Origin of the sequence: Paracoccus aestuarii, assembly GCF_028553885.1 — a bacterium.
Lineage (GTDB): Bacteria > Pseudomonadota > Alphaproteobacteria > Rhodobacterales > Rhodobacteraceae > Paracoccus > Paracoccus aestuarii.
The window spans coordinates 229,153-253,408 of sequence record NZ_CP067169.1; the positions used below are offsets into that span (position 1 = coordinate 229,153).

The 24,256-nt window shown below is 69.4% G+C and carries 20 protein-coding genes, 1 pseudogene and 2 riboswitches; of the genes and pseudogenes, 9 read left to right on the forward strand and 12 right to left on the reverse strand.

Going from position 1 to position 24,256, the window contains the following annotated elements:
* Positions 1-47: 47 nt before the first annotated feature.
* Complete coding sequence (locus JHW48_RS01155; RefSeq protein ID WP_119887389.1) at positions 48-968, reverse strand: sulfotransferase family protein; 921 nt, start codon at positions 966-968, stop codon at positions 48-50.
* Positions 937-2,310 (reverse strand): 30S ribosomal protein S12 methylthiotransferase RimO, encoded by a 1,374-nt coding sequence (rimO, locus tag JHW48_RS01160; RefSeq protein ID WP_170152349.1) that lies wholly within the window; start codon positions 2,308-2,310, stop codon positions 937-939. The genes JHW48_RS01155 and rimO overlap by 32 nt, the downstream gene beginning before the upstream one ends.
* 106 nt (positions 2,311-2,416) lie before the next feature.
* Between rimO and JHW48_RS01165 the strand changes: the two genes are divergently transcribed.
* From JHW48_RS01165 to JHW48_RS01195, 7 genes and pseudogenes are all read left to right on the forward strand, one after another.
* Positions 2,417-3,034 carry a hypothetical protein gene (locus tag JHW48_RS01165; protein ID WP_240637945.1) on the forward strand — a complete coding sequence of 206 codons (618 nt, stop codon included), beginning with the start codon at positions 2,417-2,419 and terminating at the stop codon, positions 3,032-3,034.
* 158 nt (positions 3,035-3,192) lie between these two features.
* Positions 3,193-4,632: a cytochrome ubiquinol oxidase subunit I gene (locus JHW48_RS01170; protein ID WP_119887391.1), complete on the forward strand. Its 1,440-nt coding sequence runs from the start codon at positions 3,193-3,195 to the stop codon at positions 4,630-4,632.
* A gap of 2 nt (positions 4,633-4,634) precedes the next feature.
* Positions 4,635-5,666 (forward strand): cytochrome d ubiquinol oxidase subunit II, encoded by a 1,032-nt coding sequence (cydB, locus tag JHW48_RS01175; RefSeq protein WP_119887395.1) that lies wholly within the window; start codon positions 4,635-4,637, stop codon positions 5,664-5,666.
* On the forward strand, positions 5,666-5,770 hold the full coding sequence (locus JHW48_RS01180; protein WP_119887392.1) for a DUF2474 family protein: 105 nt from the start codon (positions 5,666-5,668) through the stop codon (positions 5,768-5,770). The genes cydB and JHW48_RS01180 overlap by 1 nt, the downstream gene beginning before the upstream one ends.
* Before the next feature lie 28 nt (positions 5,771-5,798).
* A riboswitch (cobalamin riboswitch) is annotated at positions 5,799-6,013 on the forward strand.
* Positions 6,014-6,112: 99 nt separating this feature from the next.
* Entirely contained in the window at positions 6,113-7,105 is a 993-nt protein-coding gene (locus tag JHW48_RS01185; protein WP_119887393.1) for an ABC transporter substrate-binding protein, read from the forward strand.
* A 30-nt stretch (positions 7,106-7,135) separates the two neighbouring features.
* Positions 7,136-8,155, forward strand: a pseudogene (locus JHW48_RS01190) (FecCD family ABC transporter permease).
* A complete protein-coding gene (locus JHW48_RS01195; protein ID WP_119886216.1) occupies positions 8,152-8,913 on the forward strand; it encodes an ABC transporter ATP-binding protein in 762 nt (253 codons plus the stop codon). Before JHW48_RS01190 ends, JHW48_RS01195 begins: the two are co-directional and overlap by 4 nt.
* Here the strand turns inward: JHW48_RS01195 and JHW48_RS01200 are convergent.
* The 7 genes from JHW48_RS01200 to JHW48_RS01230 form a co-directional block, all read right to left on the reverse strand.
* Positions 8,904-9,275 carry a DUF1850 domain-containing protein gene (locus JHW48_RS01200; protein WP_119886215.1) on the reverse strand — a complete coding sequence of 124 codons (372 nt, stop codon included), beginning with the start codon at positions 9,273-9,275 and terminating at the stop codon, positions 8,904-8,906. The genes JHW48_RS01195 and JHW48_RS01200 overlap by 10 nt on opposite strands.
* Positions 9,272-11,383 carry a TRAP transporter permease gene (locus tag JHW48_RS01205; protein WP_119886214.1) on the reverse strand — a complete coding sequence of 704 codons (2,112 nt, stop codon included), beginning with the start codon at positions 11,381-11,383 and terminating at the stop codon, positions 9,272-9,274. The genes JHW48_RS01200 and JHW48_RS01205 overlap by 4 nt, the downstream gene beginning before the upstream one ends.
* 55 nt (positions 11,384-11,438) lie before the next feature.
* Positions 11,439-12,395, reverse strand: a complete 957-nt coding sequence (locus JHW48_RS01210) for a TAXI family TRAP transporter solute-binding subunit (RefSeq protein WP_119886213.1) — start codon at positions 12,393-12,395, stop codon at positions 11,439-11,441.
* Between the two features lie 86 nt (positions 12,396-12,481).
* The gene (locus tag JHW48_RS01215) at positions 12,482-14,038 is read right to left on the reverse strand and encodes an FAD/NAD(P)-binding protein (RefSeq protein WP_119886212.1); all 1,557 of its coding nucleotides are present in this window, start codon (positions 14,036-14,038) and stop codon (positions 12,482-12,484) included.
* Positions 14,039-14,077: 39 nt separating this feature from the next.
* Positions 14,078-14,713: a thiamine ABC transporter ATP-binding protein gene (locus tag JHW48_RS01220; RefSeq protein WP_119886220.1), complete on the reverse strand. Its 636-nt coding sequence runs from the start codon at positions 14,711-14,713 to the stop codon at positions 14,078-14,080.
* A 40-nt stretch (positions 14,714-14,753) separates the two neighbouring features.
* Positions 14,754-16,283 (reverse strand): ABC transporter permease family protein, encoded by a 1,530-nt coding sequence (locus JHW48_RS01225; protein ID WP_119886211.1) that lies wholly within the window; start codon positions 16,281-16,283, stop codon positions 14,754-14,756.
* Positions 16,262-17,230: a thiamine ABC transporter substrate-binding protein gene (locus JHW48_RS01230; protein WP_119886210.1), complete on the reverse strand. Its 969-nt coding sequence runs from the start codon at positions 17,228-17,230 to the stop codon at positions 16,262-16,264. Before JHW48_RS01230 ends, JHW48_RS01225 begins: the two co-directional genes overlap by 22 nt.
* Before the next feature lie 31 nt (positions 17,231-17,261).
* Positions 17,262-17,361, reverse strand: a riboswitch (TPP riboswitch).
* A 58-nt stretch (positions 17,362-17,419) separates the two neighbouring features.
* Here JHW48_RS01230 and mutS point away from each other — a divergent pair.
* Complete coding sequence (gene mutS / locus JHW48_RS01235; RefSeq protein ID WP_119886219.1) at positions 17,420-20,035, forward strand: DNA mismatch repair protein MutS; 2,616 nt, start codon at positions 17,420-17,422, stop codon at positions 20,033-20,035.
* Positions 20,032-21,132, forward strand: coding sequence for a chorismate synthase (gene aroC, locus JHW48_RS01240; protein WP_119886209.1), 1,101 nt, complete (start codon positions 20,032-20,034; stop codon positions 21,130-21,132). Before mutS ends, aroC begins: the two co-directional genes overlap by 4 nt.
* Here the strand turns inward: aroC and JHW48_RS01245 are convergent.
* The 3 genes from JHW48_RS01245 to petB form a co-directional block, all read right to left on the reverse strand.
* Positions 21,120-21,995, reverse strand: a complete 876-nt coding sequence (locus JHW48_RS01245) for a ribokinase (protein ID WP_119886208.1) — start codon at positions 21,993-21,995, stop codon at positions 21,120-21,122. The genes aroC and JHW48_RS01245 overlap by 13 nt on opposite strands.
* Positions 21,996-22,106: 111 nt before the next feature.
* Positions 22,107-22,898: a cytochrome c1 gene (locus tag JHW48_RS01250; RefSeq protein WP_119886207.1), complete on the reverse strand. Its 792-nt coding sequence runs from the start codon at positions 22,896-22,898 to the stop codon at positions 22,107-22,109.
* A gap of 14 nt (positions 22,899-22,912) precedes the next feature.
* The gene (gene petB / locus JHW48_RS01255; RefSeq protein ID WP_119886206.1) at positions 22,913-24,253 is read right to left on the reverse strand and encodes a cytochrome b; all 1,341 of its coding nucleotides are present in this window, start codon (positions 24,251-24,253) and stop codon (positions 22,913-22,915) included.
* Positions 24,254-24,256: the final 3 nt, after the last annotated feature.

Consider the following 24,256-nt stretch of genomic DNA (forward strand, 5'->3'; position numbering starts at 1 on the left):
TCCTGCAATTTGCGGCTTTCTAGGGCATTCGGGCCGCCGGGGAAAGGTCAGCGCATCCGGTCCGCGAAATCGCGGCCCATGATCGCGCGCACGGCATCGACCTGGGGGGCAAGGCGGGCCTCCAGCGCGGCCACGGCCTCGGGCGGGGGCATCAGGCCGGGGGCGTTGGCAAAGACCTTCTGATCCAGGTTGCCATAGGCCATCGGGCCGATGCCCAGATAGGCCTCGACCTCGTCCATCACCAGATGCGGCTCGCGCGCGATGCGGCCGAAGGGGATGACCAGCATGTCGGGATAGCGTGCCAGCCAGCGCGGCAGATAGGCCGCATAATCGCCGCGTTCGTCCAGCACGGGGTTCGCGACCTCGGCCAGCCAGTCCTCCAGCGTGGCGGGGGCGCGTTTCTCGCGGCGCAGGTTCATGCGCAGCTGGGATATGGCGCGGTCGACCGGGTGGCGCAGCAGATAGATCACCCGCGCCTTGGGCAGCAGCGCATGGACCGCATCGACCCCCGCCTCGGGCAGGCCGGAATATTCGGGGGTGAAATCCATCGGGATGGCATGGGCGGGGGCGGGGGCGAAGACGCGCTTGTACCATTGGTTGTGGAACATCTTGCCCGCGGTGATCGCGGTCAGATAGGCGTCCAGCGCTGGATCCAGCGGGACCTCGCGGAAGACGTGGCGGTCGCGGATCTCCTGCGGCTTGTTGCGGTAATGCCAGCCGATCCAGCGGCGGTGTTCGGGGATGTGCAGATGGTTGAAATACTGCACCTCCTTGAAGGGAGGGATCCAGATCTGGGGATGCTGGCCCAGCATCTGGGCCAGCCAGCTCGTCCCGGCCTTCTGCGCGCCGATGCACAGCGCGCCGGGCTTGCGCGGCCGGCCCTCGGGGTCGAAGGCCGGGCTGATCGCCAGCACCGTGCGCAGCCGCGTAACCGTCTCAGCCGTCGTCGCGTGTTCCCCAAAGGTCATAATCGCCCGCCTCGTCCACCGTCACGGTCACCATATCGCCGGGGGCCAGGCCGTCAAAGCCCTGATCGATGAACAGGTTGCCGTCGATCTCGGGGGCGTCGGCCTTGGTGCGGCAGGTGGCGCCGTCCGCATCGACCTCGTCCACGATGACCTGGATCCGGGTGCCGACCTTGGCGGCCAGCTTGGCGGCGCTGATGGCTTGTGCCTTTTCCATGAAGCGCTCGAAGCGGTCCTGCTTGAGATCAGGGGCGACATGATCGGGCAGGTCGTTGGCCCGCGCGCCCTTGACGTTTTCATATTGAAAGGCGCCGACGCGATCCAGCTGCGCCTCGTCCAGCCAGTCCAGCAGGGTCTGGAATTCGGCCTCGGTCTCGCCGGGGTAACCGACGATGAAGGTGGAACGCAGGGTGATCTCGGGGCAGACCGCGCGCCATGCGGCGATCTCGTCCAGCGTCCTGGCCGCCGCTGCGGGCCGGGCCATGCGCCGCAGCACGTCCGGATGGGCGTGCTGGAAGGGGATGTCCAGATAGGGCAGCACCAATCCGTCCGCCATCAGCGGGATGAGGTCGCGCACATGCGGATAGGGATAGACGTAATGCAGCCGCACCCAAGCCCCGAGCGACCCCAGATCGCGCGCCAGATCGGTGATATGGGCGCGGTGCCCGCGATCGGTGGCATGCTTCAGGTCCAGCCCATAGGCGCTGGTATCCTGGCTGATGACCAGCAGTTCCTTGACGCCGGCCTGCACCAGGCGTTCCGCCTCGCGGATCACGGCATGGGCCGGTCGGCTGGCCAGGCGGCCGCGCATGTCGGGGATGATGCAGAACCTGCACTTGTGATTGCAGCCCTCCGAGATCTTCAGATAGCTGTAATGCCGCGGCGTCAGGCTGACGCCCGATGCCGGCAGCAGGTCAATGAAGGGGTCGGGGCGCGGCGGCACCGCGGCATGGACCGCGTCCAGAACCTGTTCGTATTGATGCGGACCGGTGACGGCCAGAACCTTGGGATGTGCGCCGGTAATGTAGTCTGGCTCGGCCCCCAGGCAGCCGGTGACGATGACGCGTCCGTTCTCGCGCAGCGCCTCGCCAATGGCGTCCAGGCTTTCGGCCTTGGCGCTGTCCAGGAAGCCGCAGGTATTGACCACCACGGCATCGGCGCCGTGGTAATCCGCGCTGATCGCATAGCCCTCGGCCCGCAGGCGGGTCAGGATGCGTTCGCTGTCCACCAGCGCCTTTGGACAGCCGAGCGAGACCATGCCGATGGTCGGCTGGCCGTCGCGGCGGTCGTCGGGCACGCGCGCACGGGCGAGGTCGGGGCGAAGATCGGGCGGGTTCTGCTGCATCCGCCGCACATAAGCGATTCGCCCCGTCGGGAAAAGAGGCGCTTACCGGTGGCGGCGCGACCGGCGGAACAGCTTGAACAGGGCGAACAGCTTCAGCAGACGGAACATGGGTCTTCCTTTCGTTGCGTGGTCGTCACGTGGATCACCGGGGGAACGCGCCCGGGCCCTCCGGGGGTCCATCACGTCGTCGCCGGAACGTGATTTCACTTGGCCCCGCCGCGGCGGCACTCTGGCGGGGAAGAAAGCCCTGATCGCCCTTGCCCTGACCCTCTCCGCCGCGCTGGCCGCCCCCGCCGCCGCGCAGCAGTCCAGCATCCAGCGCAACGGCCCCTATATCGAGGTCTGGGACAATCGCGGCGGCAACGTGCTGGAGATGGTGCGCACCCGCGAACAGCTGGCCGCATCGGGGCGCGAGGTGCGCATCCGCGGCTATTGCCGGTCGGCCTGCACGATCCTGACGACCATGCCCAATGCCTGCCTGGGGCCGAACGCGCGCATCGGGTTCCACGCGCCGCGCATCCAGGGCACGCAGATCATCCCGCCCTATGTCGATCAGATCATGGGGAATTTCTATCGCAACGGTATCCGCGACCGCTGGTTCGGCGGCTGGAACCGCCGGATGGAGATGCAGGTCATCAGCGCGCAGGACTATGTCCGCCTGGACCCGGAAACGCGCATCTGCGACAGCCTGCGCACCCACGAACAGCGCACCCGCCGCTACTGACGCGCGGTGATGCAGACGCGCCACAGCGGCGCGGGGCTGCGACATGGCGGCGGGTTGCATCGCGCCGCCATGCTGGCACAGTCGGGTCATGGGCGCGCCCGCGCCGCATCTGAACCGGCCACGCCCAAGGCGCGTGCCCCCGCCGTGAAAGGCACCCGATGTTCGAGACTGCCGATGCCGTGCTGCTGGCGCGAATCCAGTTCGCCTTTACCGTCAGCTTTCATTTCCTGTTCCCCGCCTTCACCATCGGCCTGGCCAGCTTTCTGGCGGTGCTGAACGGGCTGTGGCTGTGGACCAAGGACACGAAATACCTGGATCTGTTCCGGTACTGGGTCAAGATCTTCGCCCTGGCCTTTGCGATGGGCGTCGTGTCGGGCATCGTCATGTCCTATCAGTTCGGCACCAACTGGTCGGTCTTTTCCGACAAGGCGGGGCCGACCATCGGCGCGCCCATGGCCTATGAGGTCCTGTCGGCCTTCTTCCTGGAGGCCGGGTTCCTGGGGATCATGCTCTTCGGCCGCGACCGGGTGGGGCCCACGCTGCACATGATCGCCTGCCTGGCGGTGGCGGTGGGCACGGCGATATCCGCCTTCTGGATCCTGTCGGTGAACAGCTGGATGCACACACCCGCGGGCTTCATGATCGACCCCGATACGGGCCAGTTCCTGCCCACGGATTTCTGGCAGGTGATCTTCAACCCCTCCTTCCCCTATCGTCTGGCGCATACGGTGACGGCGGCCTATCTGACCACGGCCTTCATCGTGGGCGGCGTGGCGGCGCTGCACCTGCTGCGCCACCGCCACCGCCGCGACCGGGTCAGCCCGGCCACGAGGACAATGTTTTCGATGGCGATGTGGATGGCCACGATCTTTGCGCCGGTGCAGATCTTTCTGGGCGACATCCACGGGCTGAACACGCTGGAACATCAGCCCGCCAAGGTCATGGCGATGGAGGGTCATTTCGAAAGCCATCCCGAAGGCGCGCCGCTCTATCTGTTCGGCCTGCCCAATCAGGCCGAACAGCGGCTGGATTACGCCATCGGCATCCCCAAGCTGTCCTCGCTGATCCTGAAGCATGACCTGAACGCGCCGCTGGCGGGGCTCGACACCATCCCGATCGAGGATCAGCCCCCCGTCGCCATCGTCTTCTGGTCCTTCCGGGTGATGGTGATGCTGGGCTTCGCGATGCTGGGGATCGGGCTGTGGTCAGCCTGGTCGCGCTGGCGCGGCACGCTGTTCGACAGCCCGATGCTGCACCGCGCGGCGCTGATCATGGCGCCATCGGGGCTGGTCGCGGTGCTGGCGGGCTGGATCACGACCGAGGTCGGCCGCCAGCCCTACACGATCTATGGCTATCTGCGCACCGCGGATAGCGCGGCGCCCTTGGACGCGGCGGCGGTGGGGTCCTCGCTGATCGCCTTCGTCATCGTCTATTTCGCGGTGTTCGGGGCCGGGACATACTATATCATGCGGCTGATGAACCGCGCCCCGGTGGTGGCCGAACCGCGGATGAAGGACCATGCCGACGGTCCCATCCGCACCGCCGGCACCACCCCCGCCCAGCAGCACAAGACCCGCAGCATCCAGCCCGGAGAATGACCATGCCCATCGCAGACGGAGTATCCTTCGACCTGACCGTCATCTGGGCCTTCATCATCGCCTTCGCGGTGCTGGTCTATGTGGTGCTGGACGGGTTCGACCTGGGCCTTGGCATGCTGTTCGCGGTCGAGCCCGAGGGCCATGACCGTGACGTGATGATGAATTCCGTGGCCCCGGTCTGGGACGGCAACGAGACCTGGCTGGTCCTGGGGGGCGGCGGCCTCTTCGCGGCCTTTCCGCTGGCCTATGCGCTGATCCTGCCCGCGCTTTACGTCCCGATCATCGTGATGCTGCTGGCGCTGATCTTTCGCGGCGTCGCCTTCGAGTTCCGATGGAAGACCAAGCGCTGGCGCCCGGTCTGGGATCTGGCCTTCATCGGCGGATCGACCATGGCGGCCGTCGCGCAGGGCGTGGCCTTGGGCGGGCTGCTGCAGGGGATCGACATCGACAAGGCCGCGCGCAGCTATTCCGGCGGCTGGTGGGACTGGCTGACGCCCTTCACGCTGATGGTCGGGCTGGCGGTCGCGGTGGGCTACATGCTGCTGGGCGCGACTTGGCTGGTCATGAAGACCGAAGGCCGCCTGCAGGAACGCATGCGCGGCCGGGCCTGGCTGCTGGGCCTGGCGACGGTGGCCTTCATGGGCGTGGTCAGCCTGTGGACGCCGTTCCTGCAGGACGGCTATTACAGCCGCTGGTTCGGGGGCTGGAACATCGTGCTGGCAGCAGGCGTCGCCGCGATGGTGGGCCTGCTGGCCTTGGGGATGTTCCGCACGCTGATGGTGCGCCATCACGACTACTGGCCGTTCCTCTGCGCCTTGGGGATGTTCGTCCTGGGCTTCGCGGGGCTGGGCTATTCCATGTATCCCTATATCGTCCCGGTCGAGGTCACCATCTGGGAGGCCGCCGCCCCCGAGAACAGCCAGATCTTCATGCTGGTCGGCGCGGCGGTGCTGATCCCGATCATCCTGTCCTATACCGCCTATTCCTATTGGGTGTTCCGCGGCAAGATCGACCCGAACGAGGGGTATCACTGATGCCCCGCGGCCTGTCGCGGATCGCGTGGTTCGTGGCCCTGTGGGTGGCCAGCGTGGCGGCCCTGGGGGCCGTCGCCTGGCTGATCCGGCTGTGGATCCTGTGATGCGCGCTTGACGCCCGGGCGCGCGCGGGCCATGCAGGCGCCGATGGTTCCCGTGCGCCACAGGCTGCGCGCGGGTGAAAAGGGAACGCGGTGAGGTGTAGCCATCAGGCGCCGAACCCGCGACTGCCCCCGCAACTGTAAGCGGCCAGGCCCCCCGACGATGCCACTGTCCCCCTGCGGGATGGGAAGGCCGGGGACGCCGTATCCGCCAGTCAGGAGACCTGCCATCGCTTGACACTTGAACCGGGCGGGGTGCGCGGGCGGGTCCGGCATGGCGCGTCCCGTCTGGCATCGCGTGCGGTCCGTCGCGGCCCTTCCCCCTGTTTTCGGGAAGGAAGACAGATGACGCGTATCCTGCCGCTGGCCCTGCTGGCGCTGTTCCCCGCGGCGGCCTTGGCCGACCACCCCCTGACCATCGAGAATTGCGGCCGCACCGTGACGCTGGCCGAACCGCCCGCCAATGTCGTCTCGATCGGCCAGTCCACGACCGAGATCCTCTATGCCTTGGGCGCCGAGGACCGCATGGCGGGCACCGCGCTGTGGTTCAACGCGGTGCTGCCCCGGCATGCCGATGCCGATGCGGGCGTGCCGCGCATCGCCGACAACATGCCCAGCTTCGAATCCGTGGTGAACCGCCGGCCCGGCCTGGTGGTGACCATGTTCGAATGGATGATCGGCGCGCAGGGCGTGGTCGGTCGGCCCGAACAGTTCGCCGATCTGGGCATCCCCGTCTATGTCATGCCGACCGATTGCGCGGCCAAGGACAATACCGTGGGCGCCGACGGCACGCGCGAGGCGGATTTCGACATCGAGACGCTCTATGCCTCGGTCGACCAGATGGCGCGGATGATGGGCCTGGGCGATCGCGGGCGGGCGCTGCAGGCCGATCTGCGCGCCCGGCAGGCGGCGGCGGTGGACCGGGCTCGGGGGCTGGACCTGCCCGACGCCTCGGCGGTGGTCTGGTTTTCTTCCGCGCATCTGGAGGTCGATCCCTATGTCGCGGGGGCGCGCGGCATCCCGGCCTGGATGCTGGACCAGCTGGGCCTGCGCAACGTCGTGCAGTCGGACGAGGAATGGCCGACCGTGGGCTGGGAAAGCATCGCCCGCGCCGATCCTTCGGTCATCGTGATCGCGCGGATGGACCGCCGCCGCTTTCCCGCCGACGATCACGAGGCCAAGCTGGACTTCCTGCGGTCCGACCCGGTGACCAGCCGCATGACCGCCGTGCGCGAGGATCGCATCGTCATCCTGGATGCCGAGGCGATGCATGCGGGCCTGCGCATGTTCGACGGGCTGGAGGCCCTGACCGAGGCCATGGCCGGGCTGGCCCCGTGACGGACGGATCCCTGGCCGCCCCCGGGGCGCTTGCGCGCGGGGCGGGGCGGTGCCGCGCTGCGGGTGGGGGCGGTGCTGGCGGTCACGCTGCTGGCCGGCATCTGCATCGGCGAGACGCCCGCCCATCCCCCCGGCACCGTCCTGCGGGCGCTGGCGGGGCCGGTCTTGGGCCTGCCCGCGCCCGATGCGATCGAGGCGGGGATCGTGCGCGCCTATCGCCTGCCGCGCACGCTGGTGGCGGGGCCTGCGGGGCGGGGCTGGCGATCTGCGGGCTGGTCCTGCAATCGCTGCTGCGCAATGCGCTGGCCGATCCGTGGCTGCTGGGCATATCGGCGGGGGCCTCGACCGGGGCCGTGCTGGTCACGGTGGCGGGCCTCGGCGCGGGCATGGTGCCGATGGGGGCGGGGGCGCTGGCGGGCGGTAGGGGCGTTCCTGCTGGTCGCGGGGCTGGCGCGGCTGGCCGGCGCGGGCGCGCAGGCGACGAGCCAGATCGTGCTGGCCGGCATCGCGGGGTCGCAGCTGTTCAACGCGCTGACGGCCTTCATCATCGCGCGATCGGCCAATGCGGAACAGGCGCGCGGGCTGATGTTCTGGCTGTTGGGGAACCTGTCGGGGGTGCGCTGGCCCGATGTGCATCTGGCCCTGCCCGCGGCGCTTGTCGCGCTGGTCGTGGTGACGGCCCATGCGCGCAGCCTGGACGCCTTCGCCTTCGGCCCCGAGGCCGCCGCCGCCTTGGGCGTCCGGGTGGGCCCGGTGCGCGTGGTGCTGATCGGCGTCACGGCCATGGCCGCGGCGGTGATGGTGTCCATCGCGGGGGCCATCGGCTTTGTCGGGCTGGTCGTGCCGCATGCGGCGCGGATGCTGGTCGGCACCGGGCATGGGCGGCTGATCCCGGCATCGGCGCTGATCGGGGCGGTCTTTCTGGTGGGGGCCGACATCCTGTCGCGCATCGTCATCCCGGGCCAGGTCCTGCCCATCGGCGTGGTGACCGCGCTGATCGGCGCGCCGATCTTCGCCGTCATCCTGATCCGCCACGGAGGCCCCCGATGACCGTGCTGGAGGCGCGCGCCCTGCATCTGCGCCGCGGCCGGGCCCGGGTGCTGGACGATGTCTCGCTGCGGGTCGGGCGGGCCGAGGTTCTGGGCCTGGTCGGTCCCAACGGGTCGGGCAAGTCGACCCTGCTGCGGGCCTTGGCGGGGCTGGCGCGGGCGGATACGGGCCGGGTCCTGCTGGACGGGCGGGACATCGCCCGGATGCCCCGCCGCGCGGTCGCCCGCCGGCTGGCCTTCGTCGCGCAATTCGCCGACACGGCCGACCGGCTGACCGTGGCGGGGGCCGCAGGTCTGGGCCGCATCCCCTGGCTGGACCGCGACAATCCCTGGGGCCCGGCGGACGACGCGCGCGTTGCGGACGGCCTGGCCCGCGTCGGGCTGGCGGGGATGGAGGACCGGGACTGGGCCTCGCTTTCGGGGGGCGAACGCCAGCGGGTCCATATCGCCCGCGCCCTGGTCCAGGCGCCGCAAATCCTGCTGCTGGACGAGCCGACGAACCATCTGGACATCCGCCACCAGCTGCAGCTGCTGGACCTGGTGACGGGGCTGGGCATCGCGGTGGTCATCGCGCTGCATGACCTGAACCACGCGCTGCGCTGCGACCGGGTGGCGGTGATGCAGGCGGGTCGGCTGGTCCGGGCGGGGCCGCCCGACCGGGTGCTGGAGCCCGCGCTGCTGGGCCGGGTCTTCGGCATCCGCGCCCATCGGCTGACCGATCCGGCGGATGGGCAGGCGGTCTGGCGGTTTCAGCCCTGATCGCAATCGGCCGCCTGCCACAGGCGGATCGGGCCGCGGTCCTCGGGCAGGGCGTGGCATTCGCCCCGGGCGCAGATCCGCCAAGCCCCGCCCGTGGCCCCGGATGCGGCCAGCGTGACCTCGGGGCGGGGCGGCAGATGGGGCGTGAAATGCCACACGCCGTCGCGCAGAACGGCATCGGGGGGCAGGTCGATCCCCGCGCCGGGCCCGGCGATGCGCGCCTCGACCGGGGCCAGCCCCGCGGCATCGGCGCGCCAGCGTTCCCACCAGCGGTCGCGGGTCACGGAATGGGACCAGTCCAGCGTGAAATCCGGCCCGCTCAGCGCCAGGATCACCGCCGCCCCGGCACCCAGACAGATCATGCCCGCCGCAGCCGCAGCCCATGCGCAGCCAGAAAGGCCAGCGCCAGGCCAAAGCCGATCGCATCGCTGTTGGGCAGGGCCAGGATCATCGACACCCCCGCCGCCATGGCCAGCAGCCGTTCGCCCAAGGTCGTGCGGCCAAAGAGGTATCCGACCACCGCCACCCCCCAGAGGCCCACGCCGACCACCGTCTTGACCAGAACGAAGGCCACCTCGACCGGATAGCCCCAGGCCTCGGCGATGGCGCCCCCGTCCTGCAGCATCAGCGACGGCGTATAGACCGCCATGAAGGGGATGATGAACCCCGCCGCCGCCAGCCGGATCGCCTGCATCGAGATCTTCAGCCCCGTCGATTTCGCGATGGGGGCGGCGGCAAAGCAGGCCAGCGCGACCGGCGGCGTCAGGTCCGCCATGATCCCGAAATAAAAGACGAACATGTGGCTGACCAGCAGCGGCACCCCCAGCTCCAGCAGCGCGGGGCCGGCCAGCGACGAGGTGATGATGTAGTTGGGGATGGTCGGGATGCCCATGCCCAGCACCAGGCAGGTCAGCATGGTCAGCAGCAGCGACAGGAACAGGTTGTTCTGGCCCACCGCGATGATCGCCCCGATGAAGGTCGATGCGATGCCGGTCAGTGTCAGCGTGCCGATCACGATGCCCACGATCGCGCAGGCCATGCCCACCGGCAGGGCGTTCCTGGCCCCCTGTGCCAGCGCGTCGCGGATGATCCCGAGCGTGGGGCGCGCGCCCTTCAGCAGCGCGCAGGCGACCATCAGCCCCGCGATGACGATGGCCAGCAGGTTGACGCCGAACTCCACGAAGCTGGCCGCCGCCACCCCGAGCGCCACCCAGAAGACCATGCGGAAGGCAAACGGCCCGATCATCGCGGCCAGCGGCGTGCCCAGGATCAGCACCGTCACCAGTGCCAGCCCCATCGTCCCCGCGAAGATCGGCGTATAGCCCGCAAAGAGCAGATAGACCAGCGCCGCCAGCGGCAGGACCAGCGGCCACTGGTCGCGCACCGCGTGCCAGGGATTCGGCAGGCTCTCGCGCGGCAGGCCACGCAGGTTGTCGCGCCCGGCCTGCAGCCAGACCATCCAGAACACCACCCCGAAATAGAGGATCGCCGGGATCACCGCCGCCTGCACGACGCGGGCATAGGGGACGTTCAGCGTCTCGGCCATGATGAAGGCCACCGCGCCCATGACCGGCGGCATGATCTGGCCGCCCATGGATGCCGTCGCCTCGACCCCGCCCGCGAAGGCGGGGCGAAAGCCCGACTTCTTCATCATCGGGATGGTGAACTGGCCCGAGGCCACCACATTCGCCACCCCCGAGCCCGAGATCGTGCCCATCAGCGCCGAGGACAGCGTGGCCACCTGCGCGGGCCCGCCCCGTACATGGCCCACCATGCCAAGCGCGAAATCGTTGAACAGGTTCAGCATCCCCGCCCGTTCCAGAAACGCCGCGAAGACCACGAAGATGAAGATATAGGCCGAACTGACATAGATCGGGCTGCCATAGATGCCTTCGGTGCCGAAGGCGAAATGCTCGATGATCTGGTCATAGCCATAGCCGCGATGGATGAAGGGCGCGGGCAGGTGCTGACCAAAGAAGCAATAGGCCAGAAAGATCCCCGCGATCACCGCCAAGGGCCAGCCCATCAGCCGCCGCGCGCCCTCGAAGACCAGCACGATCAGGACGGTGCCCATGATCAGGTCGGTCTGGTTCAGAAACCCCGTGCGCCGGATCAGCGGCACATATTCCATCCATTGATAGAGCCCGGTGGAAAAGCCCAACAGCCCGAGCGCCCAGTAGAAGGCCTGGCCCATGCGGCTGCGCGCCACCAGGTTGCCCACCAGCACGAAGCCCAGCAGCAGCAGGAACCCCACATGCATCGCCCGCACGATCTGGCTGGGCAGGGTGCCATAGGCCGCCGCCCACAGCTGGAACAGCGAGAACACCACCGCCAGCCAGAAGGCCACGCGGCCGGGGATGCCGGTGCCGAAGCCGGGGGGCAGGCCCTCGCTGACCTCGGCCTCGGCATTGGGGTCCAGGCGGTTCCGGTCGGCCGGGACGGGCCCGCTGGCGGGGGTGGGGGATCTCATGGCGCGCTCCGCAAGGGGGGATGCCCGCGCCCTTTCGGCGCGGGCTGGGGGGGGGTCAGTCGATCAGGCCGATCTCGCGATAATAGCGTTCGGCGCCCGGGTGCAGCGGGATGGGCAGGCCGTCCAGCGCCGTCTCGGCGGTGATGTCGCCCGCCGCGCCATGGGCGCTGCGCATGCGGTCCAGGTTGTCGAACATCAGCTTGGTCATCTGATAGGCGGTCTCCTCCGGGACGCCTTCATGGGTGATCAGCATGTTTCCCACCGCCGCGGTGGCGATGTCCTGGTCGATGCCCGCATAGGTGCCCGCCGGGATGGTGGCGGGGACGAAGGGTTCGCCGATGGCGGTCACGACATCCTCGGGGATCTCGACGATGGTGATGTCATGGGTGGCCGACAGGTCCTGGATGAAGGCCACGCCCAGCCCCGAGGATTGCAGCGTCGCCTGCAATTGCCGGTTCTTGATCAGCTCAGCCGATTCCGCATAGGGCAGGTATTCGACGCGGGCCAGATCGTCATAGCCCATCCCGGCGGCGGCAAAGATCGCGCGGGCGTTCAGCTCGGTCCCCGATGCGGGGGCGCCCACGGAGAGGGTCTTGCCGCGCAGATCCTCCAGCGTGGTGGCGCCCGCGCCGGCATCGGCCACGATCTGGATATAGTTGGGATAGATCGCGGCGATGGCGCGCAGCTCGGTCAGGGGGCGCGGAAAGCCCGCCTCCTCGTTGCCCTCCCAGGCCATCTGGACGCTGTCGCCCAGGGCGAAGGCGATCTCGCCCCGGCCTTGGGCCAGCAGGTTCAGGTTCTCGACCGATGCCTTGGTGGCCTGGACCTGGGTGCGCGCGCCGTCGATGCCCGCGGCATAGATCTCGGACAGGGCGACGCCCAGGGGGTAATAGACCCCGGACGTCCCGCCGGTCAGCACATTGATGAAGTCCTGGGCCTGGGCCTGGGGCGCGCCCGCCAGCGCGGCCGTCAGGGCCAGCGCCGAACCGGCGACGGCGATGCGATGGAACATGAAATCCTCCCGTGATGTCCTCTGGCGCAAGGCTAGCAGGATTGGCCGGGCGCATGCATCAGCTTATCTCGCAGATCGTGCAATTTTCACGCGCCCGCCGCGGCCATGGCGGCCCATCGGTCGGCGGCGGCGCCGAAGCAGTCATGGATGCTGTCCGCCGCGATCACCCGGCCCATGGTGATGCGGCCCAAGGCGGCCAGCCCCGGCACCGGGCCGCGATCCCCGATCAGCACGCCGTCCGCGCCCGCATCCAGCCCCGGCCCCGCCGGATGGGCGCGCGCCAGACCCCGGCGCTGCAGGTCCAGCAGCAGCGGGTCGTCCAGCCGGTCCAGCGCCGGGGGCGGCAGGACGGCATCGACAATCACATCGGCCTCGGCCCGGGTCGCGCCCTCCAGCCGCCAGCCGCGATCGGTCAGCGTGATGTCGGGATCGTCCGCGGCGCGGGGATCGACCAACCCCGCATCGATCAGCGCCGCCAGCCGTTCCGACATGTCCAGCGGCGGGCCGTAGGAATAGCGCTTCAGCCCCTCGTCCAGCGCGATCAGCGCCTTGGCGGTGGGGGCGGGCGGATCGGCGGGGTTGAAGGCCCGGCGCAGCGGGTTCTGCCATTTGCGCCACAGCGCCCCGATGACATAGCCCGCATCCGGTGCCGCCCGCCCCGAGGCCATGGCGATGCCGTGATCCAGCAGGGCGCGGGGGCCGCCCTGATGCTGGGATGCGGGGTCGCGGATCTCCTGGCGCAGCCAGGCGGCGGGGATGGCGGGATCGCAGCCCAGGATCCGCGCGGCGGCGCGGGCCACGGGGGGGATCAAAGCCTCGGCCGCGGCATCGGGCGGCAGGGTCAGGGCATGGTCCAGCGCGCGGCGGAAGGCGTCCGTCTCCTCGGGCAGGGGGTCAAGCGCGCGGTCCAGCGCCTGCGATCCGGGCTTGGGAAAGGGCGGCAGCCCGTCCAGCGAAAAGGGCAGGATGCGCGCCGGTTCCCGCCCCGAGCGGTGATAGGTCCCGTCGCGCAACCGCCCGCCCAGCCCCTCGGTCAGCAGGCGCAGCACATCCATCGTCGACAGGCCCAGGCCGCGCACCGCGACGGTCAGCCCCGCCCAGCCCTGCGCCCGGCGCAGCAGCCGGTGGTCGGGATAGGCGGGCACTACCCTGTCGGGGCGATGCGCCATCCAGCGCGCCAGCTGGTCGTCGGGCCGCGACCGGGGCTGGCCCGGCACCAGCAGCACCTGGTCGAAGCGCGCATCCCCCACGCGCCAGCCCCCGGCATCCGGGGCGATCCGGTCGATGCGCCGCGCATCCCGGACCACCGCAAGGGGTCCGCCCTCGATCAGCGCGGCCAGCCGGGCCATCAGATAGGCCCCCAGCTCGGCCCGCTGCGGATAGCGGTCGGGATCGCAGGCGCCCAGCCAATCGGCCAGGTCGGGAAAGCCCACAGGCGACGCGGGCAGGTCGATCCCCCGCAGTGCCACGTTCAGCAGGCACAGCACCGACTGGTCGGGCGCGAAATTCGCCCCCGCACCGGGCCAGGGGGTGGGGTCGAACAGGGTGACGCGGGGCCGCGCGGGCCCCGGCAGGCGGGCCAGCGCCTCCAAGGCGCCAAGCGCGCGGGGGCCGGCCCCGATCAGCGCGATGGTTCGGGTCATCGCCGCAGGATAGGGGGCAGGATGCGGTGCATGCAAGCCTTAGCCCAGATAGGCGCGCAGGCCCGGCGGCGGATCGTCCAAGAGCGGCCCGGTCGGGAGGGGCGGGTGGACGCGGTGATCCTCGATCAGCAGGGTGGTGGGGGCGAAGGCGCGGGCATCCGCCGGGTCATGGGTGACCATCAGCACCGTCGCATCCCCCGCCAGATCGGCCAGCAGGGCCAGCATCTCGGATTTCAGCGCCGGGCCGAGGGCGGCGAAGGGCTCGTCCAGCAGCAGGATGGGCCGGGCGCGCAGCAGGGCGCGGGCCAGCGCCACGCGGCTCTGCTGGCCGCCGGACAGATCGCCGGGGCGGCGCGGGCCGGTGCCCGCCAGCCCGACCTGATCCAGCGCGCGCGTGACCCGGTCCCGCTGGTCGCGGTCCAGCCGCAGGTCGGGGCGCAGGCCCATGCCGACATTCTGCGCGACGCTCAGATGCGGGAACAGGTTGTGGTTCTGAAACAGCGTCGTGACCGGCCTGCGGCCCGGCGGCAGTAGACCCAGATCGCGCCCCTGCCAGCGCAGCCGCCCCCGGTCGGGCGCCAGATAGCCGCCGATCAGCGACAGCAGCGTGGATTTCCCGGACCCCGACGCGCCGATCACCGCATGGCGGCCCGGCGGCAGGGTCAGGTCGGCCATCAGGGTGAAATCCCCCTGCCGCACCACGATGTCGTCGAATTCAAGCGCCAAGCCGGCCTCCGCGATCGAACAGCCAGAAGAGGCCGAAGCTGAGGATCATCAGCAGCACGGATGCCGCCGCCGCATCCGCCATCCGGTAACCGTTCATCAGCTGATAGAGTTTCAGGGGCAGCGTCGGCTGATCGCTGGCGAAGAGCGTGATGACCCCCAGATCGCCCATCGCCAAGGCCGCCGCCAGCCCGCCCGCGAACCCCAGGGGCCGGGCCAGACGCGGCAGGGTCAAAAGGCGCAGCCGCGCCAGCCCCCGCAGGTCCAGCGACAGGGCCAGCCGGTCGTAATCCGCCCGCAGCGCCTGCGCCGCGGGGATCAGCGCGCGCAGCCCGAAGGGCAGGGCCATGGCCGCGTTGACCGCCACCGTCACCGGCAGGGCCATCTGCTGCGGGCTGGCCACCCCGCGCAGCAGGATGAAGAGCCCCGTCCCCAGCACCAGAGGCGAGGCGATCAGGGGCAGCATCCCCGCCGCCTCGACCCACCGCGCCCGGCCTGCCGCAATGGTCAGGGCCAGCGCCAGGCAGGCCCCGACCGACAGCAGGGCCGAGGCCACCGCCATGACGACCGACCGCCAAGCGGCGTCCCAGACATCGGCGGGCAGCGCGGGGATGCGCGGCAGTCCGGTCGTGATCACGGCCCCCATCGGCCAGAGCAGGAACCCCGCCGCCAATGTGATCACAAGCGCATCCGCCCCAAGCCGCCAGCCCCCCGGCGCGGGCGGGCCGTGGCGCGCGTCCAGCCCCGCGCCGAAAGCCGCAGGCACCACGATCCGCCGCGCCACCAGCGCCGCCGCGACACAAAGGCCGATCTGGACCAGCCCCAGGCTGGCCGCCCGACCCAGGTCGAAATCGAAGCGGAAGGCCTGATAGATCGCCAGCTCGACCGTGGTGGCGCGCGGCCCGCCGCCAAGCGCCAAGGCAACCGTGAACGAGGTCAGGCAGACCAGAAAGACCGCCAGCCAGACCCCCGGCAGCACGGCGCGCAGCATCGGGCGTTCCAGATGGCGGGCAATGTCGCAGGGCGCGAAATCCAGGCTGGCGGCCAGGCGGAAACGCTCGGCCGGGATCGCCTGCCAGCCCTGCAGGATCAGCCGCACCGACAGCGGCAGGTTAAGGAAGACATGCGCCAGGATCACCCCCTGCCAGCCATAGATCACCATCTCGGGCAGGCCGAGGGCGCGCAGGGCCTCGTTCACGGCGCCGTTGCGGCCAAAGACCGCGATCAGCCCCATGATCGCCACGATCACCGGCAGGATGAAGGGCGCGCCCAGCAGCGTCACCAGCAGGCCCCGCCCCCGGAACCGCCGCCGCGCCAAGGCCCGCGCCACCGGCACCGCGAGCAGCGCGGACAGCGTCGCCGACAAAGCCGCCTGCCACAGCGTGAAGCGCACCGCGCGCCAGTCCCATTCGCTCAAGGCCCCCAGGCCGCCGGCGGACCAGGCCACCGCGCCCAGGGTGCCCAGGATCGCCGTGGCAAGGAAGGCCGCGACCAGATGGCCTAGTTGAAGGCGCGCAGCCATTCGTCCAGCGCGGGTTGCCGCAGGGCCTCGGCCTCGTCCTCGGAATAGAACAGCGTGGTGTCAGGGCGCGGAAGGTCGCGCATGACCTGGGGCCATTGATCCTCGGGCAGGGCGGCGGGCAGGGACCAGTTGGCCAAGGGCACGACCTGCTGGAATTCGGGCGTCACGATCCAGTCCATGAAGGCCTGGGCCAGTTCGGGCTGATCGGACCCGGCCAGCTGGCCCGCCACCTCGGTCATGAAGTAATGGCCTTCGGGAAAGATCGCGGCGCGTTTGGTCACGTCATCCTCGGCGGCGATGTGATAGGCGGGCGAGGTCGTGTAGGACAACACCATATCGGCCTCGCCGCTGGTGAACATGCCATAGCTTTCAGACCAGCCGCGCGTCACTGTCAGCACCTTGGGCGCCAGCTGCGACCAGGCCGCGCCCGCCTCGTCGCCATAGACCTGCTTCACCCAGAACAAGAGCGCCAGCCCCGAGATCGAGCTGCGCGGGTCCTGGATGACGATGCGGATATCCTCGGCCTCCAGCAGTTCGGCAAAGCTGGCGGGCGGGTTCTCCAGCCGAGTCGTATCATAGACGAAGGCCGTCTCGCCCCAGTTATAGGGCAGGAAGGTCGGATCGTCCCATGCGATGGGCAAGGACATGTCGGACGTGTCCTGACCATGCGGCGCAAAGAGGCCCGACGCCCGCGCGCGGGCCAGCACGTCGGTATTCAGGCCGAAGACCACATCGGCCTGGGTGTTCGCGCCCTCCATCAGGATGCGGGGCAGGATGTCGCCGGTCACGAAGCGCAGCGTGCAGTCGCAGAAGGCCTCGAACCCCTCCTTGATGGCGGGGCCGGGGCCCCATTCGCTGGCGATGTAATCCTCGGCATAGACCGTCAACACGCGGTCCTGGGCCGCGACGGGCGTGGCCATCAGCAACAGGGCAAGGGCGGTTCGCATGGGCGCCTCCTTTCATAGGGGGTTTCGGATGAAAGGGGCGCGTGACCTTCCCTCCGCCGGTGTGAGCCGGATCAGGTTCAACGGGTCCGCCTGCAGCGTCTCAGCCCGATGGGGCACCCCGAGGTGGCCCCGAATGTAGAGGTTTCGCGCCCGCGCGCAAGGCGCTAGAACGCGGGCATGGTGAAGGACATGACCGATCAGCCCACGCCGATGATGGCCCAGTATCTTGCGATCCGCGAGGCCAATCCGGGTGCGCTGCTCTTCTATCGCATGGGCGATTTCTACGAGATGTTCTTTGACGATGCGGTGGCCGCCGCGGCCGCGCTGGACATCGCGCTGACGAAACGCGGCACCCATCTGGGGGAACCCATCCCGATGTGCGGCGTGCCGGTCCATGCGGCGGAATCCTATCTGCTGACGCTGATCCGCAAAGGATTCCGCGTGGCCATCGCCGAACAGACGGAGGACCCCGCCGAGGCGAAGAAGCGCGGGTCCAAATCCGTCGTGGCGCGCGACGTGGTGCGGCTGGTCACGCCGGGCACCCTGACCGAGGAATCGCTGCTGGAGGCGCGGCGGCACAATTACCTGGCGGCCTTCGTGGTGGTGCGCGACGAGGGCGCGCTGGCTTGGGTCGACATCTCGACCGGGGCGTTTTCGGTGATGGACTGCCCGCTTCCACGCCTGGCGCCCGAGCTGGCGCGGCTGGCCCCGCGCGAGGTGCTGTCCTGCGACACGGGGCTGGAGGATCTGATCGCCGAAGCGGGCGCGGCCATGACCGACCTACATGCCAGCGCCTTCGACAGCGGGGCGGGGGCGCGGCGGCTCTGCGCGCTCTATGGCGTCGAGACGCTGGACGGTTTCGGGACCTTCACCCGGGCCGAGCTGTCGGCGATGGGCGCCATCGTCGATTATCTGGAGATGACGCAGAAGGGCCGCCTGCCCCTGCTGCGCCCGCCTTTGCGGGAACGCGCGGGCGGCGCGATGCAGATCGACGCCGCGACCCGGCGCAACCTGGAACTGACCCAGGCCCTGTCGGGCGGGCGCGAGGGATCCTTGCTGGCCGCCATCGACCGCACCGTGACCGCACCGGGCGCGCGGCTGCTGGAGCGTCGGATCGGCGCGCCCTCGCGCGATCTGGCGCTGATCGCGGCGCGGCATGATGCGGTGGCCGCGCTTTCGGGCGATGCGCGCCTGCTGGCCGATCTGCGCGCGGCGCTGTCGCGGGTGCCGGACATGGACCGGGCGCTGTCACGGCTGGCCTTGGACCGCGGGGGGCCCCGCGATCTGGCCGCGATCCGCGCCGGGCTGACGCAGGGCGCGGCCATCGCCGCCCGCCTGCCCGGCGACGCGCCGCAGGTGCTGCGCGATGCGGCGCGCGATCTGGTCGGGCATGACGATCTGGTAGCGCTGCTGGATCAGGCGCTGGTGGCCGAGCCGCCGCTGCTGGCCCGCGATGGCGGCTTCGTGGCCGAGGGGTTCGACGCCGATCTGGACCAGACCCGCCGGTTGCGCGACGAGGGGCGCGGCGTCATCGCCGGGATGCAGGCCGATTACGCGGCGCAGGCGGGCATCCCCGGCCTGAAGATCAAGCATAACAACGTCTTGGGCTATTTCATCGAAACGACGACCACCCATGCCGAGCGCATGCGTGCGATGCCCGACCGTTTCATCCACCGCCAGACCACCGCGAACCAGATCCGCTTCACCACGGTCGAACTGAGCGAGCTGGAGACCCGCATCCTGAACGCCCGCGATCGCGCGCTGGAGATCGAGCGCGCCGTCTTCGACCGCCTGCGTGCCGCGATCCTGGACCGCGCCGCGCTGATCGGACAGGCGGCGCGTGCGCTGGCCGAGATCGATCTGGCCGGGGCCTTCGCCGATCTGGCCTCGGGCGAGGGCTGGGTGCGCCCGCGCATCGATGACAGCCGCGCCTTCGTCATCGACGGGGGCCGCCACCCGGTCGTGGAACGCGCGCTGCGCCGCAAGGCGGAAAGCTTCGTCGCCAATGATTGCGACCTGACCAAGGGGACGACGCCCGCGATCTGGCTGCTGACCGGGCCGAACATGGCCGGGAAATCGACCTTTCTGCGCCAGAACGCGCTGATCGCGGTGCTGGCGCAGGCCGGGGCCTTCGTGCCCGCACGCGCGGCCCATATCGGGCTGGTCAGCCAGCTGTTTTCGCGCGTGGGCGCCGCCGACGATCTGGCGCGGGGCCGGTCCACCTTCATGGTCGAGATGGTCGAGACGGCCGCGATCCTGAACCAGGCCGATGACCGCGCGCTGGTGATCCTGGACGAGATCGGGCGCGGTACCTCGACCTGGGACGGGCTGTCGATCGCTTGGGCGGTGATGGAGCATCTGCAGGCCGCGAACCGCTGCCGTGCCCTGTTCGCCACGCATTACCATGAGATGACGGCGCTGTCGGCCAAGCTGGACGGCGTCGAGAACGCCACCGTTGCCGTGCGCGAATGGGAGGGCGAGGTGATCTTCCTCCACGAGGTCCGAAAGGGCGCGGCCGATCGCAGCTATGGCGTGCAGGTCGCGCGGCTGGCGGGCCTGCCCGCATCGGTCGTGGATCGCGCCCGCACCGTCCTTGACGCGCTGGAATCGGGCGAGCGTCAGTCGGCCCGGCCCATGGCGCTGATCGACGACCTGCCGCTGTTCCGCGCCGCCCCGCCGCCCGCGCCGAAGGCCCGTCCGCTGGATGACCGCCTGAAGGCCGTCCATCCCGACGCCCTGTCCCCGCGCGAGGCGCTGGACCTGATCTATGAATTGAAAGCCCTGTCCGAGGAGACGCGCCCATGAGCTACAACACCTTCGGCCGCGAGTTCCGCTTTACCACCTGGGGCGAAAGCCACGGCCCCGCCCTTGGCGCGACGGTGGACGGCGTGCCGCCCGGCGTGCCCCTGACGAAAGACTACATCCAGCGCTTCATGGACCGCCGCCGCCCCGGCACGTCGAAACACACCACGCAGCGGCGCGAGCCCGACCAGGTGCGCATCCTGTCCGGCGTCTTCGAGGGCGTCACCACCGGCACGTCGATCCAGCTGATGATCGAGAATACCGACCAGCGGTCCAAGGATTACGGCGACATCGCCACCAGTTTCCGTCCGGGGCATGCGGACATCACCTATCACCTGAAATACGGGGTGCGCGATTATCGCGGCGGGGGCCGATCATCCGCGCGTGAGACGGCGGCGCGGGTCGCGGCGGGCGCGGTGGCACAGGCGGTGCTAGGAGCGCTGGTGCCGGACCTGAAGATCACCGGTTACATGGTGCAGATGGGGGCGATGCATCTTGACCGCGCGCGGCTGGACCTGTCGGCGGTGGACGACAATCCCTTCTTTCTGCCCGATGCGGACGCTGTTCAGGCCTGGTCCGATTATCTGGACGGTATCCGCAAGGATCAGAACAGCGTCGGCGCAGCGATAGAGGTCTGCGTTCAGGGCTGCCCCGCGGGCCTCGGCGCGCCGGTCTATGCCAAGCTGGATACCGATCTGGCCGCCGCGATGATGTCGATCAATGCCGTGAAGGCGGTCGAGATCGGCGAGGGCATGGCCTCCGCCGCGCTGACCGGCGTGGACAATGCCGATGAGATCCGCATGGGGCCGGACGGGCCGGAATTCCTGTCGAACCACGCGGGCGGGATCCTGGGCGGGATATCCACGGGTCAGGACATCGTGGTGCGCTTCGCGATCAAGCCGACCAGCTCGATCACGACACCTCGCCGGTCCATCAATGCGCGCGGAGAGGAGATCGACGTCATCACCAAGGGCCGCCACGACCCCTGCGTGGGCATCCGCGCCGTGCCGGTGGCCGAGGCGATGGCGGCCTGCGTGATCCTGGACCACCTGCTGATGGACCGGGCGCAGACCGGCGGGGTTCGCGGTCAGATCGGCTGATCGTCCAGAAACGCGTCGACCTCGGCGCGGGTGGGGATGGCGTCGCCCGCCCCCGCCCGCGTGACCTTCAGCGCCGCCGCGCCCGAGGCCAGCCGCAGCGCCTGCGGGATGGTCAGGCCCTGATCCAGCCCGGCGGCGAAATAGCCCGCGAAGGTGTCGCCCGCCCCGGTCGTGTCCACCGCATCCACCCGGAACGAGGCCTGCCGGTGGATCGCGCCCGTGGTCAGGTCGCGATATTCCGCGCCCTCGGCCCCGCGGGTGATCAGCAGGCCTTGGACCGGAACCTCGGGCATTTCGGCAAAGAGCTGATCAGCCTCGCCCGCATTCATCGCCAGGACAGAGACATGGGGCAGCACGGCCTGCACCGCCTCCAGATCGAAGGGCGCGGCGGAATAGACCACCCGCGCGCCCCGTGCCTGCGCGGCCCGGGCGGCGGCAAGCTGGCCGTTCGTCTCGTTCTGCAGCAGCAGCGTGTCCTCGGGGCCGATCGCCGCCAAGGCCCGGTCCAGCCCTTGGTCGTCGATGGCGCGGTTCGCGCCGGGATGGATGACGATGGCGTTTTCGGCCCCCGCATCGACCAGGATGATCGCATGGCCGGTCGGCTGATCGGCCAGCCGGGCGACGCCGGCCATGTCGACGCCCGCTTCCGACAGGCGGTCGGCGACCCAGCCATCGGCATCCCCCATCGCGCCCAGATGCCGGGTAGCGGAACCCGCGCGGGCGGCGGCGACCGACTGGTTGGCGCCCTTGCCGCCCAGGCCCTGGGCGCGGCTGCGGGCGGCCAGGGTTTCGCCCGGGCGGGGCAGGTGGTCCAGCCGATAGACCAGGTCGATATTGATGGATCCCAGGTTCCAGATGGCCATGTCGCGCCCCCCCGCATGTGACGCGGTCATGTGACCGCCCGCGCGGGGCCTTGTCCAGAACGAAAAACGCGCCCCGGGGGGCGCGTTTCGATGGCGGGGATCCGGTGGGGATCAGGGCTTCAGCTTGTCCTTGTGTGGCGCCCAGAGACGCTTGTTCACCAGATAGAGCAGCACCGTCAGCAGCAGCAGCACCAGGACCGAGACCAGGCCCACGGCCTTGCGGTCCATCATCTTGGGCTCGGCCGTCCACATCAGGAAGGCGGCCACGTCCATCGACATCTGGTCGACCGTGGCAGGGGTGCCGTCCTCGTAGGTGACGCGGTCATCCGACAGCGGGGCGGCCATGCTGATCCAGCCGCCGGGGAAGGCGGTGTTCTCATGCAGCAGGGTGCCCGCCTGCTCCTGGTCGCGGCCGGTATAGCCGGTCAGCAGGGCATGCAGATATTCCGGCCCGCCCATGCCGCGGATCAGCTGGTTGATGCCCAGACCGTAGGGGCCGTGAAAGCCCGCACGCGCCTTGGCCATCAGCGACAGGTCCGGACCCATCCCGTCGCCCGCGACGGTCGGGAAATGGTCGGTCAGGGTGCGCGGACGCTCCTCGCCCAGGGCCTCGTCCCAGATCGGCAGCAGCTCGGCCGCATAGGCGCGGACCTGATCCTCGGGCAGGCCCGGCCCCGAGGGGTCGGCCAGCGTGCGGATCGGCACGTATTGCAGGCCGTGGCAGGCCGAGCAGACCTCGGTATAGACCTGAAGACCGCGCTGCAGCTGGAACTGGTCAAACGAACCGAAGGGGCCCTCGAAGGAAAAATCGACATCCTCGATATGCCCGACCTCGCCTGCGGCCATCGCAGCACCGGGCAGCCCGAGGGCCGTGATGGCGGCGATCGCGATTGCTTTCAGCATCTTGCTTGGTCCTCTCATTCGGCAGGCTGCGTCAGGCTGGTCCCACCAACCTTGGGCGCGTAATGTGCGTTATAGTCTTCCTCGATGGTGGCGGGCATCGGCTCGGGCTTCTCGATCACGCCCAGCAGGGGCAGGATGACCAGGAAATAGGCGAACCAATAGGCCGAACCGGCCAGCGCGATGTAGGGATAGATCCCCTCGGCCGGCATGGCGCCCGCCCACATCAGGATCATGAAGTCGGCGACCAGCAGCCAGAACCACCACTTGAACTGCGGGCGGTAGCGGCCCGAGCGAACGCGGCTGGTGTCCAGCCAAGGCGCCAGCGCCATGACCAGGATGGCGCCGAACATGGCCAGCACGCCGAAGAAGGTCGAATCGATGATCCCGAAGGAGATGAAGTTGGTCAGCTGGACCAGCCACACATCGCCGTCGAAGGCGCGCAGGATCGCGTAGAAGGGCAGGAAGTACCATTCCGGCACGATATGCGCGGGCGTCGCCAGGGCGTTCGCCTCGATATAGTTGTCCGGGTGGCCCAGATAGTTCGGCATGAAGCCGACGATGGCGAAGAAGATGACCAGGATCAGCGCCAGCGCGAACAGGTCCTTGATCACGAAATAGGGCCAGAAGGGCAGGGTGTCCTTTTCGGCCTCTTCCTTGCTGGTGCGGCGCACCTCGATCCCGGTCGGGTTGTTGTTGCCCGTGGAATGGAAGGCCCAGATATGCACGATCACCAGGCCCGCGATGATGAAGGGCAGCAGGTAATGCAGCGAGAAGAAGCGGTTCAGCGTCGCGTTGCCGACCGCGGGCCCGCCCAGCAGCCAGGTCTGGATGGATTCGCCCACCCCCGGGATCGCGCCGAAGAGGCCGGTGATCACGGTCGCGCCCCAGAAGGACATCTGGCCCCAAGGCAGCACATAGCCCATGAAGGCCGTGGCCATCATCAGCAGATAGATCAGCATGCCGATGATCCAGGTCACCTCGCGCGGGGCCTTGTAGCTGCCGTAGTAGAGGCCGCGGAAGATGTGCAGATAGACGGCGACGAAGAACAGCGACGCGCCGTTCATGTGGATGTAGCGGAGCATGTGCCCGCCATTCACGTTGCGCATGATGTGTTCGACGCTGGCGAAGGCCATGTCGACATGCGGCGTGTAATGCATCGCCAGGACGATGCCGGTGATGATCTGCAGCGCTAGGCAGAAGACCAGGACGATGCCCCAGATCCACATCCAGTTCAGGTTCTTGGGCGTGGGGATCATCAGCGTGTCATAGAGCAGCCCCGCCACCGGAAGGCGGCGGTGCAGCCAGCGCTCGAAGCCCGACTTGGGCTCGTAGTGATCGTGCGGAATTCCGGCCATTGG

Bases quoted from the DNA above. Each gene is read 5' to 3' on its own strand.
- JHW48_RS01155 (WP_119887389.1), bottom strand. From the start codon at position 968: ATGACCTTTGGGGAACACGCGACGACGGCTGAGACGGTTACGCGGCTG.
- rimO (WP_170152349.1), bottom strand. From the start codon at position 2,310: ATGCAGCAGAACCCGCCCGATCTTCGCCCCGACCTCGCCCGTGCGCGC.
- JHW48_RS01165 (WP_240637945.1), top strand. From the start codon at position 2,417: ATGGGTCTTCCTTTCGTTGCGTGGTCGTCACGTGGATCACCGGGGGAA.
- JHW48_RS01170 (WP_119887391.1), top strand. From the start codon at position 3,193: ATGTTCGAGACTGCCGATGCCGTGCTGCTGGCGCGAATCCAGTTCGCC.
- cydB (WP_119887395.1), top strand. From the start codon at position 4,635: ATGCCCATCGCAGACGGAGTATCCTTCGACCTGACCGTCATCTGGGCC.
- JHW48_RS01180 (WP_119887392.1), top strand. From the start codon at position 5,666: ATGCCCCGCGGCCTGTCGCGGATCGCGTGGTTCGTGGCCCTGTGGGTG.
- JHW48_RS01185 (WP_119887393.1), top strand. From the start codon at position 6,113: ATGACGCGTATCCTGCCGCTGGCCCTGCTGGCGCTGTTCCCCGCGGCG.
- JHW48_RS01195 (WP_119886216.1), top strand. From the start codon at position 8,152: ATGACCGTGCTGGAGGCGCGCGCCCTGCATCTGCGCCGCGGCCGGGCC.
- JHW48_RS01200 (WP_119886215.1), bottom strand. From the start codon at position 9,275: ATGATCTGTCTGGGTGCCGGGGCGGCGGTGATCCTGGCGCTGAGCGGG.
- JHW48_RS01205 (WP_119886214.1), bottom strand. From the start codon at position 11,383: ATGAGATCCCCCACCCCCGCCAGCGGGCCCGTCCCGGCCGACCGGAAC.
- JHW48_RS01210 (WP_119886213.1), bottom strand. From the start codon at position 12,395: ATGTTCCATCGCATCGCCGTCGCCGGTTCGGCGCTGGCCCTGACGGCC.
- JHW48_RS01215 (WP_119886212.1), bottom strand. From the start codon at position 14,038: ATGACCCGAACCATCGCGCTGATCGGGGCCGGCCCCCGCGCGCTTGGC.
- JHW48_RS01220 (WP_119886220.1), bottom strand. From the start codon at position 14,713: ATGGCCGACCTGACCCTGCCGCCGGGCCGCCATGCGGTGATCGGCGCG.
- JHW48_RS01225 (WP_119886211.1), bottom strand. From the start codon at position 16,283: ATGGCTGCGCGCCTTCAACTAGGCCATCTGGTCGCGGCCTTCCTTGCC.
- JHW48_RS01230 (WP_119886210.1), bottom strand. From the start codon at position 17,230: ATGCGAACCGCCCTTGCCCTGTTGCTGATGGCCACGCCCGTCGCGGCC.
- mutS (WP_119886219.1), top strand. From the start codon at position 17,420: ATGACCGATCAGCCCACGCCGATGATGGCCCAGTATCTTGCGATCCGC.
- aroC (WP_119886209.1), top strand. From the start codon at position 20,032: ATGAGCTACAACACCTTCGGCCGCGAGTTCCGCTTTACCACCTGGGGC.
- JHW48_RS01245 (WP_119886208.1), bottom strand. From the start codon at position 21,995: ATGGCCATCTGGAACCTGGGATCCATCAATATCGACCTGGTCTATCGG.
- JHW48_RS01250 (WP_119886207.1), bottom strand. From the start codon at position 22,898: ATGCTGAAAGCAATCGCGATCGCCGCCATCACGGCCCTCGGGCTGCCC.
- petB (WP_119886206.1), bottom strand. From the start codon at position 24,253: ATGGCCGGAATTCCGCACGATCACTACGAGCCCAAGTCGGGCTTCGAG.